Annotated in this window: 11 protein-coding genes; 1 reads left to right on the top strand and 10 read right to left on the bottom strand. The window is 32.3% G+C overall.

What is annotated here, in order from left to right; genetic code table 11:
• The first annotated feature begins 37 nt into the window (after positions 1-37).
• Positions 38-1,012 carry a glycosyltransferase family 2 protein gene (locus AsFPU1_RS03025; RefSeq protein WP_227873624.1) on the top strand — a complete coding sequence of 325 codons (975 nt, stop codon included), beginning with the start codon at positions 38-40 and terminating at the stop codon, positions 1,010-1,012.
• 182 nt (positions 1,013-1,194) lie between these two features.
• On the opposite strand, the gene AsFPU1_RS03020 is transcribed toward AsFPU1_RS03025, so the two are convergent.
• The 10 genes from AsFPU1_RS03020 to AsFPU1_RS02975 all read right to left on the bottom strand — a co-directional run bounded on the left by AsFPU1_RS03020 (position 1,195) and on the right by AsFPU1_RS02975 (position 11,890).
• Complete coding sequence (locus AsFPU1_RS03020) at positions 1,195-1,650, bottom strand: DUF29 domain-containing protein (RefSeq protein WP_124977410.1); 456 nt, start codon at positions 1,648-1,650, stop codon at positions 1,195-1,197.
• A gap of 27 nt (positions 1,651-1,677) precedes the next feature.
• On the bottom strand, positions 1,678-2,460 hold the full coding sequence (locus AsFPU1_RS03015; protein ID WP_125061039.1) for a DUF4058 family protein: 783 nt from the start codon (positions 2,458-2,460) through the stop codon (positions 1,678-1,680).
• Between the two features lie 138 nt (positions 2,461-2,598).
• Positions 2,599-3,504 carry a glycosyltransferase gene (locus AsFPU1_RS03010; RefSeq protein ID WP_124977408.1) on the bottom strand — a complete coding sequence of 302 codons (906 nt, stop codon included), beginning with the start codon at positions 3,502-3,504 and terminating at the stop codon, positions 2,599-2,601.
• A 15-nt stretch (positions 3,505-3,519) separates the two neighbouring features.
• Positions 3,520-3,792 (bottom strand): hypothetical protein, encoded by a 273-nt coding sequence (locus AsFPU1_RS03005; protein WP_124977406.1) that lies wholly within the window; start codon positions 3,790-3,792, stop codon positions 3,520-3,522.
• Between the two features lie 85 nt (positions 3,793-3,877).
• Positions 3,878-5,170 (bottom strand): protoporphyrinogen/coproporphyrinogen oxidase, encoded by a 1,293-nt coding sequence (locus AsFPU1_RS03000; RefSeq protein ID WP_125061038.1) that lies wholly within the window; start codon positions 5,168-5,170, stop codon positions 3,878-3,880.
• Positions 5,171-5,265: 95 nt separating this feature from the next.
• A complete protein-coding gene (locus AsFPU1_RS02995) occupies positions 5,266-7,308 on the bottom strand; it encodes an HAD family hydrolase (RefSeq protein ID WP_124977403.1) in 2,043 nt (680 codons plus the stop codon).
• Positions 7,309-7,342: 34 nt separating this feature from the next.
• Positions 7,343-8,695 carry a hypothetical protein gene (locus tag AsFPU1_RS02990; RefSeq protein ID WP_124977401.1) on the bottom strand — a complete coding sequence of 451 codons (1,353 nt, stop codon included), beginning with the start codon at positions 8,693-8,695 and terminating at the stop codon, positions 7,343-7,345.
• 6 nt (positions 8,696-8,701) lie between these two features.
• A complete protein-coding gene (locus AsFPU1_RS02985; RefSeq protein WP_124977399.1) occupies positions 8,702-9,985 on the bottom strand; it encodes a glycosyltransferase family 4 protein in 1,284 nt (427 codons plus the stop codon).
• A complete protein-coding gene (locus AsFPU1_RS02980) occupies positions 9,982-11,154 on the bottom strand; it encodes a glycosyltransferase (protein ID WP_124977397.1) in 1,173 nt (390 codons plus the stop codon). The genes AsFPU1_RS02985 and AsFPU1_RS02980 overlap by 4 nt, the downstream gene beginning before the upstream one ends.
• Positions 11,155-11,200: 46 nt before the next feature.
• A complete protein-coding gene (locus tag AsFPU1_RS02975) occupies positions 11,201-11,890 on the bottom strand; it encodes a class I SAM-dependent methyltransferase (protein WP_124977395.1) in 690 nt (229 codons plus the stop codon).
• Positions 11,891-11,902: the final 12 nt, after the last annotated feature.

Here is an 11,902-nt window from a genome sequence, read left to right as displayed (position 1 = left end):
ATCGTACAAACTAAGAATAAACTTAATATTAATTATTATGATTTTAACTATTCCAGTGCTTAGTATTTGTATTCCAGCTTATAATCGTCCAGAGTGGCTTAAAAGAGCATTAATATCTATTATGAAAGTTAATGCTGAGTTTTATCAAGAGGTTGAAATTATTGTTTCTGATGATTCCTCTGATCCTTCCTGTGGTGAAATTGCTCAGACAATTCTCAAAAAATGGTCTGGTAAGTGGCAATATCAAGCTAATTTTCCCCGACTTGGTATGGCTCAAAATTGGAATAATGGAATTAAAATGGCATCGGGAAAATATGTATTAGTTCTCCACGATGATGATTTTTTATTAACTAATTCGATTGAAAATATTCTTAAAAAGATTAAAGATTTTAAAGAGTTATATCCTGTTCTTTTATTTGGGGTTCAGGTAGTAAATGAACAGGAGCATATTTTAAAGATACAAACATTTTCAAAAGAGCGATATTTATATCCTAAAAATGCGTTAATTCATCTTTTATCTAATTCATCTTTTGTCAGATTTCCGGCAATAGTTATTAACAAAAAAGTATTTGAAGAAGTTGGTTATTTTAATCCTGAATGGGGAGAACCGACAGATATTGATATGTGGATTCGTTTATTTAGTCAGTATGGGGTATGTTGTATTCCGATAACAACTTGTGCTTATACAGTTCATTCTCAAGCATTGACAATGGGACTATTTAACGAAAATACCATTAGAACTTTACTAGAATTTTTTGATAGAGTTGCTACTCTTAATTTGCTGAGTTCATCTGAGTTAAATAATTGTCAAGCTAAGTTTTTTCATCAATTTATTTTAGCGGGTTCGTTTCGCAAGTTGCGGCGAGGTCAGTTAAAGGAATTTCATCAAATAATTCAATTATTTGATTTACCGATAATTAAGGATTTAAAACCCCCTAAAAAATGGTTGATGGTTAGGTATTTTATGAACTTCTTAAATTTTGCTATGGTAACAGTTGGTTTAATTAAATAGTAATTAATAATTAAGTAGGTAGACAAAATTAATTACACAAAATTTGTAGGGGCTGGTTTTTTACATAAATCAATGATTCTCACCAAAAAACTAGATAAACCCGCCCTTACTACCGTTGTTACTCAACTATTACGGCTATATCAAAACCCACCCCGACTGTGCAATTAATTTTGCTTTGGTACTTAATTAGGTAAAAAATCAAAATCTAGAATTTCTTCAAGAGAATAGGGACATTCTTGAGGAAAAATATTAGGATTTAATTCTGTTTTTTTTATAGCTGCTCGTCTTGCTTTTTGATAAGTTATATGCTGAATAGAAACACAATAATTATAAAGGTTTTTTGAGCGTAATAAAATTTCTAGTTCTGATCGAAAATTATCAATTTCCTCTGACCATCCATTCTGACAATAAGGTTTTTCAGCTTTCCAGTAATGATAAAGGAGGAGATGTTTAAGCAATTGTCTAAGATAACTTTCAACCTTATGTTTTTGTTCTAGTCCCAAAGCTTCTATCTCCTCAATTAGATGTACCCAGTCGAGATGCTCTATATCCTTGTTCTGAAGTTGGTTAAGGGTAATGTCTAACCACTCACAATAATCTTGTTCATACAAGCTTTCAAGGTTTAATTGAGATATCATAAATTAAAATCTAAATCATTAAATAAATTATAACCTTAAGTTTTGTTGTTGTAACAAATCGTTTAACCAAATAGTATCAGCTTCATTGAGTGGAGGAATAGGTTGTTGATTGTAGTTAATTGCTAAATCAAAACTTCCTTTTTCATAAATATAATTTAATAACTGTTGTAAATTAATTAAAGGTTCTTGTTCATGTAATGTTAATGGTAGAGAAAAAATAGGAATTGAATCTCGAAGTGTAAACCCCAATAATTCTGCTAAGGGGCGTTGTTCGCTGCGACTAATTAAAATCCGATAATCTCTGGCGGGAAGTTTATCAAGAATATCGATGGGTTTACCACTTCTGAGGAGATCAATTTCAACTAAATGGGTAAAACTAGCCAAAATGTCTAAACGTTTTTTCATATAAGTATCTCGTCCTATCCCCGTTCGTTTATTTTTAGGTGATAAAATTTCAATAACGGTGATAACTTTTCCAGTTGATATTTCCCGAATTTCTAAGTATCGTTCGGTCACTTCTTCTGGCATTGGTAATCTGACTGTAATTTTGTAAGGATTACTAAGGACAACACTGTTAGTAGAAGATTGATTCCCCTGAGTTGGACTCGATAGAATAGCCACATCGGAAACACCGATTAAGGTAGAAATTGAAGCATCCATATAAGTGCGTTTCTCCACAGCAACTCGATAGTTTGGACGTAGTTGAGGCCCCAAACTATCAGCCAAATTAACGATTAAACGGCTGTGAACTTCTGACCACAGTTCGGGGTTTTCTAAGTAGGGATTCATTCCAGGAAATGGGTAAGACATAGCTAAAGCTCGAAGTTAGAAGATACGGCTTTAATTTAGCCTCCCGAAGGGAGGCTTTGTTCCTATAGTATCAGACATAAGGTCTGTGGTGTAGACGTTGATTTAACATAACAATTTCGGTAGAATCAAAGATATTTATTATTTAGGAAATGCTATCAGTTTATCTTGGACGGCATTAATTATTCCTTGATAAAGAATCCATAAATATTGAGGAGAAAGAGAAGGAATTTGTCTAATATATTTGAGTATAATATAAATAGGATAGAATTTTCTCAAAGTATCTGAATACATATTTTTTCCATATTTACTATAGTTATAAAAAACATTTCTTAAGACATAATAATATCTGAATTTACTAATAGAAGGGGCATTATAAGGATGAAAATATAAAGCATTAATACTTGTACTTATTTGTATTTTAAGAGACTTACATCTTAAAAAATACTCTAATTCGTCTCCCCAACAAAATAATTCTGGTAAAATGTAACCCACTTTGTCAATAACTTGTCTTTTGAGAAGAACGGCATTAAAAAAATTAGCAAATCCTTCGTACCATCCATCCTGGGAATTTTCAACTAATTGAGCATATTCATAAATCAAACCTCTGGGTTTAAATTGACCAGCTTCGTTAAAACTTCTCACCCCCCAAGTCAAGCGAGACAAATTATCAGGAATAACAACACTAGGCCCAATAATCTCAAAATTATCTCTACCTTGTAACAATATTTCTAAACAATCTTGCTGAGGATATCCATCATCATCCATTAACCATAACCAATCATATCCTGCTTCATATCCTAGTTTCATTCCTTGATAAAATCCCCCTGCACCTCCTGTATTTTCAGTTAAACGGACATAGTTAATCATTGGATTTTCTAGGTATCCGCTTTCTTTTAAAGATTCTGGTGTGCCATCAGTTGAGGCATTATCAATCACGATAATTTGGTCAGGAATTCTACTTTGATATAAGACAGCCTCTAAACACTGTATTAATAAATATTTGCGATTAAAGGTAACAATAATAGCCGCAATAGTTTCAGTCATTATTAATAATCTATTTTATGTTTTAAGAAGATATTGATCATGATTAATAGAAGTGTTGCCTAGTTGACCAGAAGTTGCCTCTTGACCTAAGGAACGAAAAACTTCTATAGCTTCGCTCGTCCAAACGGTTTCTGATGAGTCTGATTGTTTCTGCTGATCTAAAGCAGAGATAATACTAATTTCACCTTGTTGTACAATGATTTGTAAGTGTTGCCCTAGTCCAGCTTGTTGTAACCAGTGTTGATCGATCCAGATATCTTGTTGAAGGTTTAAAACTTGTTCAGTCATGGGTTTAATTTCATAGATAGAAGGCTTTATACTTCGATTTTAGCTTATTATTAGGACATTAAAACACTGAAAAAAATATTTTTGATTATTTAAAACTTGAACCCACAAAAAAACCATCTTTAATTGAATCAGAAATGCCTTGAAATATCCAACGCGCATAACGACCAATCGGATAAATATTATGGTTTTCTAAAGTTTTCATGGCTTTATTTCGCCAAGATGAACCAGGTAATGCCCAAGTATAAGCAACATCAATCCAAGTCGGATCGACCACTTCTACTGTTTTAATATAGCCCCATTCTTGTAATTCTTGAACGACAGCTTGAACATAAGCATTGATTTGATTTTCAGTGGGTTTGACACCCCCAACATAAGCCCGTTCAACATAGATAGAAACGCGATCGCCTGTTTCTCTGGCGGATTGGGGCAAAAATGACCGATCTACGTTACTATAAAAGCCAACTCGATGAAAACCAGATTTAGCATCAGGATTATAAAGCCAGTGGTCGTCAGGACAGCGATCGCCTCTAACTGCCCCCAAATTAAGCACTAAAACCGAGGTATAAGGGTCGCAAACCTCATCTATAGATAATCCTGTCATTTCTATCATGCGATTGAGGGGTAGGGTAGAAATGAGGGTGTCATAGGGAAGACAACTATTATCGGCAAAAGTCAGAATTTTTCTGTCTACGTCTATCTGAACAACGCGCTGACCATAACGAATATCACATTGTTGTCCCATCCGTTGCGCCAGGGTATTAAGTCCTTCTATGGGGTAAATAAAGGTGGTATTGTAACCGACAGCCGGACTATTATCCAGTGCGCCCCGAATGGCTAAAGCTAGGTTAACAGGGGATTTATAGGCATCTTGAGGGGCAATTTTTGTATAGAGTCCGGCCGTATAAAGTTCGTGGAAAGGATAGAAAAATTTTTCACACAAGGTTTGTCCAAAACTCTGTTCTAACCAGTCTTTCATCGTGGTTACAGTTTGTTGAGGACTAGCCATTTCTGCTAAAGCTTGGGCCGCGATCGCCGGATCAAGATAGCGTAAGAAGTTCTGGAGGGGATAGGGAACGTAACGATCTTCTTGTCGAAAATAAACGGATGAGCGTCTAAAATAGGTTTTAACGGGAGTTAAACGACTAATAAACTGTAAAATAGTGGGATCTCCGCCAAAAATCCAGTGACCGCCGCCAATTTCAAAGCGATAGGCTTCTTCATCTGAGGGGGTTTTGGACAGACGTTCTTGAGTATTTGGACGAACATAATAGGAGGAACAAATACCTCCTGGTGTTGCTACTGGCTCAAAAACAGGCAATTTTGCGGCAATTCCTGCTGCTAATCCTGTAATTCCCCCACCCAAAATGTAGTTACTCATGTTTTTAATTCCTCTAATTCACAAGTTTAATTCAATTGCCCTACATATATCTAAATATTCCCATAAATATTGCTAAAAATAACAGGGGAACTGATTTATTTTTTCTGTTTTATTTGAAACCATACCCAGTATATCCAAATAGGTTTGTGATCAGATATTACCATTCGTAACTGCAAAAAGCCTCGAAATATCAGTTTAAATAAAGGGTTAGAAAGTGCAACTGAGCCTTCTAACCAATCAAATCCTTGGGAATATTCTCTAGGTTTAGCTTTAAGAATCAAACGAAAAGCAAAATACAAAAGATCCTGAGTTTTGAGTTTTCGGGCAACAGGGCGAGAATTGGATTCATTTTGATCATTACTTGTATATAATTTGGCAATAGGTCTTACATCATGAATTTGTGGATTAGCAAAAAAATCGACAGTATTGCTAATAGCAGATCGTTTTAATTCATCATTATGGAAATTTAGTATATCAGTTTTTGCTATTTCTTCCACATAGCTAAGAATAATGTTATGATTAGCCTCAACAAGATTATATTTTTCAGCAGAAATAGCTACCTCTTTAAAAATAGGAAGCATTTGAGTATTCTTTTCTTGATATCCAACTACGAGGGAGTGATCTGCCATTGTAAAAATTTGATCAATCAGATGAATTCCTCTAAATATATATTCACTTTCTGGTTGATAAGAATAAGCCAGTGGATCTTGAAGAATAAACCCAGAATAGTCTCCTACTTCTCCTGAGTTTAAACAATTTCTACGAATTCCTAAATAGTATCCTTTGACGTTGTTTGGATCATTAATATGAGAAAGAATTTCTTTGAGTGCTTTTTGGCATCTTAACATCCATCCGAGATCAACAATTGCCCATAAATCATCTGAAGTCATTCCTTCTTGAGTAAAGTATTTTAAAGCTAATTGACGTGCTTTTTGGGCTTTTTCTAAAATTAATTGAGCTACGGTAGAATCTTCAATAACTTGCCAAAATTGTTCGATTCCTTGGGGGGTAAGTTGATGAGTTAGCCTTTCAGATGTAAAATTAAATTTATCGAGAGTAGATTGAATTTCTTTAGGTTCAATTTGTATTTTTTTCAATAAATCAATTGGGGCAGTTGATTGTCCCTCACGAATTAACCATTCTAATTTATCTTGATTAACTTGAGAAATAGAGGGCAAAAACCATGCTTGGCGAGAACCGTAAAGATAACGACATTCTGGGATAGGAATAGTTTTACCTAATTTTCGAGCAATTTTATGTAGAATTTGTCCATCCCTCGAAACAAAATACAGTCTTTTTAATCCTTTTTGATTAGCATCTTGAATAATCCAAGTAACGTAACTAATCAGCAGAGGGGCAATTATATTAGCTGCTATAGAGGTCATTTCTGAAGAAAGAGAAACCTTATCTTCACTCCTTAAGCGAACAACACGACTAATTCCAGAAATTTGTGATCGCACTTCTACAGGTGCAAGAGATTGAGTAATAGATTTTTGTTCGTAGCGATTGAGTTGACTATTTTTAAAATGAGTAGTTTTAATGCCTAATTTTTGAGGAATCAATACATCACCATATAGGTTATCTCCCGTATGATACAGTTGATGAGGTTGGATATTTTCTTGTTTGAGAATATACTTAAAGAGATTACCTGTGGCTTTAGTAAGACCAATATTTGCTGAAACATAAACCTGATCAGTTTCTTGACCTATTTGGTAATCAATTAAGCATTTTTTGATAAAAGGCTGAGGAAGATACATATCTGAGATAAAAATGATCTTTATTTCTTGATTTCTTAATTGTGTAATTTGAGACTTAATGATTTGAATAGGACGTAAATATTGATACTCTAAGTCCATTTCAAACTGAATTAATTGTCCTTTATTAAAAGGTAAATTTTTAGAGTCAAAACATTCATAAATATCCTTAATGGTAATATCTTCTCGCCCTGTCTTTACATAATGATTATTTCTTGCTTGTGTTTCTGCTTCAATTCTAAGACGAACTAATTCATTAACCTGTTCTAAACTAATCTCCTTCGAAGATTGCCTAAATAAGCAATAAAATAGATCTGTTGGTCTCGCTACAGTACGAACTAGACAAGTATCAAAAACATCAAAGGAATAAATCATAGAATTCATCTTTATCAGAATTATATAATAATTACAACGTCAATTATAGTGTAAAACCATCATTTGTTTCTTCCCTTAAAAGGGGTTTACTTTTCATTTTTATTCTCAAATTATATACAGGGTTTAAAAATCCTAAATTATAGTAAGTAAATAATCCCTGAATCCATCCAGTATCAGCTAATAACAATCCCAATTGATCCCATTTTTTTTTATTAAATAATGCTTGTAAAATTAAGCTCATCGGGATAAAATGCGGTTCTCCTTTATTAATAATTTCTCCAACTCCAAAAGTTTCATCATGATGCAGTTGAAAATAAGCCTCTGTCAAAAATTTTTTAGGATTCATCCATAAATCATTTGCAATTTTTATACAAAATTTTGAAGTATTTTTAAATAAATTAGGATTTTCTTGTTCAAGTTTAACTAAAGATTTTATGCCTTCTAATACTCCTTGCTGAAAAAATTGAGTATATTCGTAGAAAATATCATTTTCTAGTTCTATTGTTTTTCTAATAGCACGAATTTCTCCCTCTATATTTTGATAATCAATAGTTGTTCCTGATGGGGAGTTACACATCATTTCAATAGGAGAAACATATTTAAGATAAACTAACTCTTGCCTTCTATTTAAAAAAACTTGATCTCCTAAAAACGATTGTTTAATAATGTTATTAGGTTGAGGATTTAAAAAAGGTTGCATTCCTAAGTAATAAGCATGAATTGTTGTGTCTTTGAATAGTAATGCTAAATTATCTTGAGTTGTTCCTCGCCAACCTATATCTACCATGGCTATTTTCTTAGCTTGTTCATTCAGTCCTTTATTTAATAGATATTCTTGAAGTAAATGTTTTTTTATATCAACACAAGTTTTAATATTTTTTTGAAACAATGGATCAGCAAAAACTTTCTTAACTCTCAAATCTAGCCAAGGCTTTTCTATAGGAATATCGATATCTATATCATAAGATTTAAAAATTGTGGTAAAAAATTCAAAATTATTAACATTTAAACTTTTAAGCATTGCTCCCATAGATTGAGTAGAATACATTCTCCAAAGTCGCTTCAATTCTTCAATTGAAATTGCTTGTAATGATGGAGAAAATGTTGTTAATCGACTAGCCTCCACAAGCTCACTTTTAATTGAATTATCTGGTGAATGCTCAACAATAATATCATGAATTTTTTGAAAGAATTCTCCTTCTCTTGTAAAATAATAGATTTTTTCTAGCTCATGATTTCTCACATCTTTTATAATAAATTTAATAAACTCATAAAATAACAAAGAGCTTTTTACTCCTAATTCAAAAAGTTTTTTTTGCTTTTCTAAATAATTTATATCTTTGGAAAAACAAATATTTTCTAATAAATACTGATAAACACTATCTAAACTATTCATGATTTTTTACAAAAGCCCCTTATTTGTAATTGATGATTGTCTTTCAATTAAGCTTTCATATAAGGATAGATAACGTTTAGCTTGCAATTGAGCAGAAAAATTTTGGGTAATAGAGTTAACACATTCGGACTGCATTGATTGTAGCATAGAAGGTTGACTGAGAAGGGTTTTAATTCCATTAGCTAAATCTATTGCATTTTGAGATTCAGCAAGATAACCTGTTTTCATGTGTTGTATCATTTCTGGTACGCCTCCAGCTTTAAATGCGACAACGGCTGTACCACAAGCTAAACATTCTAATACTGTATTAGGTAAGTTGTCAGCAAAAGAAGGAAAAATCATCAAATCTGCTGCAGAGTACATGATATTTATTAGCTTTTCATTATTAATGTATCCCATTTCTATTACTTTAAATTTTGCTCGTAATTTTTCAGGAAGTTTACCATTTCCTAATACTAATATTTGCAAATTAGGAAACTCATCATGCAGTCGTAATAGAGCTTCTTCAAAATAAGCATATCCTTTACGAACATCATCGAGGTAAGAAGCAATAAATAAAACTATTGGGTATTCAATATCAATTTCTAAAGCTAGTTTTACCTCGGTTTTAGGTAATGGATGAAAAATATCCTGTGGTATCCCATTCGGAATATGAAAAATTTCAAAATTGCTAAGTAAAGGGCTTTGCATAACTAATTTTTTTAACCATTCAGAAGGGGTCACTATGGTTAAATTAGATTTTTTATAAGTAGATTTTTTGATTTTATAACTGATAGCTGTTGTATCATATTTTAGAGAGATATAAGAATCTAAATCAGGGCATTGACCACATCCTATTTGCCATCTTTCACATTCAAAAGAATAAATACAGTGTCCTGTAATTGCCCACATATCATGGAGTGTCCAAACCAAAGGTTTTGTTTTACTTAAAATTGGTAAAATATTTAAAGAAAGGTTTCTTTCATGCCAGTGAATATTATGAAGATTAATGATATCAGAATTAGCCATTAATGGATGTTTTATTAATACATCACAACTTGTAGAATAAATACCTTGTACTCCCCAATGGTTACTAAAAAATTCTAACTTTGCTTCAAGTTTATCTTTGAATTTTGTCAAGAGATTTGATGGTGGTTTCTTAATTTGATGAACAGTATCATCATTAGTTTTTTTTAAAGAAACAATAATTTCTGATTTGTGATCTGTTTCTTGTAAGCTTTTGTGTAAGCGGTAAGCTGCTATTCCTGCACCATGAGCGATATCTGAAGTAGAAATTTGTGTGATTTTCATGCTGCCATTTTCTCCTGAATTATGCCAAATAATAAATTTTCTAAATTTTTTCTATAAATTACATCAGAATATTGGGTTAAATAAAGTTGTTGATTAGCTTCTAAGGGTTCTTGATTAAAAACTTTTTTTCTTATTTTTGAAGAAATAAGAATTTGGCTAAGATTATCTGATTTAGGTTCCCCAATATTAATGATTCCTTGTGATTGATTTTCTGTAAATTGTTGATGCCCCGAAGTGCAAGAAGCTATAATTGGTATTCCAATAGATAAAGTTTCTAAAAAACTCAAATCAAAATAGCTCTGACGATTACAGTTAATTACATAGTCACAATTATAAATCCAATGATGGACGGAATCAGTAAAGCCGATGTCATATATTCCTTCTTCTTCTATTTTGTCTCCCCGTCCAACTAAGATAAGGTCAATGTCTTTTCTAATAGCATAAGCTTGTTTAAACCCTTCTAAAACAATATCAAATCCTTTAATATAATTTCTCCTTCCTATATATAGTAGATGAATTTTATCATCAAGAGGATATTTATGTAAAGAATCTCTCTGTTTTGCCCCTGACAAAAGATAGTGAATTTTAGACCTACTTGTGATTAGGGGCTTATATATTTCCATGACATAACAGTTGGGAAAAATTAAAATATCTGCCCTAGCAAAAGCATCTTTTTCGGCCTCTACCGACCATTCTATATCGGATTTACTAAAATACGACTGAGAAGCGATTTCCTCCGAAGGTAGTTCAGGACAATGAGATTGTAGTATTACGATTTGCGAAGAACTAAGCAGAGGTAAACACGCTTTCATTGTCCAGACATCATGAAAATAAATAAACTTATAATCTTGTGCTTTGATGTCTAAAAAATGTTGCTGACTACTTTCTCCCCACCATTTAAACTCATTCACCTTATGTAAATTACTAGCACTTAGTTGATCTTCTCGTTCTCTATCTTCTCTTAATGGTATCTTAAAAGTTTGTCTAATTTTTCTGGCAATTCTATAGGGTATTGTATATTTTTTATGATAAATAGATAGATTGACACTGAGTTGATAAACTTGAGAATCATGTCCCAAAATATTCTGAGCAATAAAACCACTCGGCCCACCATCAGTTATTTTCAGTGAGTATATAGGAGAAGTAAAAATCAAGACCTTATTCAGCATAATTTGTTTAATTTTTATTTACAATTATTCAGCTAGATGATACAACTCAGTTAATCATTTCTTGATTTTTCACTGCCAATATTTGAAAACATGATGCTAGTTTATCTGTGTAAGTATTCGAGTATTTTGAAGCAAATATTAAGGGGCGAAGTAAGAGTAACCTAAGAATTAAATAGAAAAAATTGTTTTTTTGATGTAGCCAAATCCAAACTATCCAATAAAGTGTATGATAAACTGTAAAACGACCTTGAACGGATAAAACTGAAAAACCATGATGTTGAACCAGTCTTATTATACCATCTTTAGTATAACGTTGAAAATCAGTGGGACATAAATGTTCTGGTTGTAAGAAAGGAATATCTAAAATTAAATGACCATTAGATTTGAGAACTCTATAAAATTCTTTCATGATTTCTTCTGGATTTTCCGTGTGTTCAAGTACCCCAATACATACGATTGTATCAAAAAATTGATCATTAACCGGTATGATATGCAAAGCAGAATATATCTGTATATTAGTTCTTGTATCCCCTGGGTAAGAAATATCTTGATTAATAAGTTCACCTTCTACTAAATGGGAAATATCACGCCAACCTGCTCCTGCATTTAATACCTTACCTCTTAATAAATATTTATTTTCTTCAAGATCAGAGTCTATCGTTTGATTATAAACTGCGTCTTCTGGAGGTAAAAAATAGCTATAAAAAGGGGATAGGTTTTTTAAAAAGAAATTCATTATTCTCTCCTA

Source organism: Aphanothece sacrum FPU1, from assembly GCF_003864295.1.
GTDB lineage: Bacteria > Cyanobacteriota > Cyanobacteriia > Cyanobacteriales > Microcystaceae > Aphanothece_B > Aphanothece_B sacrum.
This window is presented reverse-complemented; position numbering and strand designations above follow the sequence as displayed.